The following is a 981-nucleotide window of genomic DNA, read 5'->3' as shown; positions in this document are numbered from 1 at the left end:
AAAAGTATTTACTTCGACGACAAGGTGGTGATCGAGAAATGGTCGAGATATTGGCCTTGGTACTTCATCACGACGAACAGCTGGTTGAGCAAGCGGTTGAGGAATCTCTGCGATGCGGGCACCCCTCAAAACAGCATGTAATGAACTGTTTGAGCCAACTCATCGAACAGGAAACACCTGAGCCTTTGCTAACACCACCCTCTCTCATTCTAAACGAAGAGCCTATTGCCAACACACAACGCTACGATCAACTAAGAGGTCATCCTTATGCACATTGAAACCATGATCCACACCTTCAAACAACTCAAACTACACGGTATGGCCAACAGTGTTATGGAGCTATCACAGCAAGCTGGGCCATCTTACCTTCAAGCACAGCCCATTCTTGAAGCCTTGATCAAAGCTGAAGTAACAGATCGAGAAGTGCGATCAATCGCTTATCAGATGAAGCATGCAAGGTTCCCAGCCTACCGTGACCTAGCTGGCTTTGACTTCAATCAAAGCAGTGTAGATGAAACGCTTGTCAAAGCGCTTCATCGCTGTGAGTTCATCGAAGGCAGCCACAACATCGTACTTATAGGAGGCCCTGGCACGGGTAAAACTCACTTAGCAACGGCAATAGGCGTACAAGCCATCCAACACCACCGACTACGAGTGCGCTTCTTATCGACCATTGAACTTGTGAATCAACTTGAACAAGAAAAACTCGAAGGTAAAGCGGGACGCATTGCGAACAGGTTAAGCCATACAGATTTGGTTATCTTAGATGAACTTGGTTACTTGCCCTTTAGTCAAACGGGAGGCGCATTACTGTTCCACTTGCTAGGCAAACTATATGAGAAAACAAGTGTGATTATCACGACTAACTTAAGCTTTTCAGAGTGGAGCCAAGTCTTCGGTGACGCAAAGATGACAACCGCATTACTTGATCGACTAACGCATCACTGTCACATCATTGAAACAGGTAACGAAAGTTACCGC

At 46.1% G+C, this 981-nt stretch carries 1 protein-coding gene and 1 pseudogene; both read left to right on the top strand.

Annotated features, from left to right (window positions below; genetic code table 11):
* A pseudogene (locus A3756_RS27550) lies at nt 1–278 on the top strand (IS21 family transposase); the annotation flags it as partial.
* Nucleotides 268–981, top strand: a 714-nt coding sequence (gene istB / locus A3756_RS06750) for an IS21-like element helper ATPase IstB (protein WP_068553155.1), incomplete at its 3' end; no start/stop codon positions are given. The pseudogene A3756_RS27550 and the gene istB, both read left to right, overlap by 11 nt.

It is taken from the genome of Oleiphilus sp. HI0086 (assembly GCF_001635225.1).
This window is presented reverse-complemented; position numbering and strand designations above follow the sequence as displayed.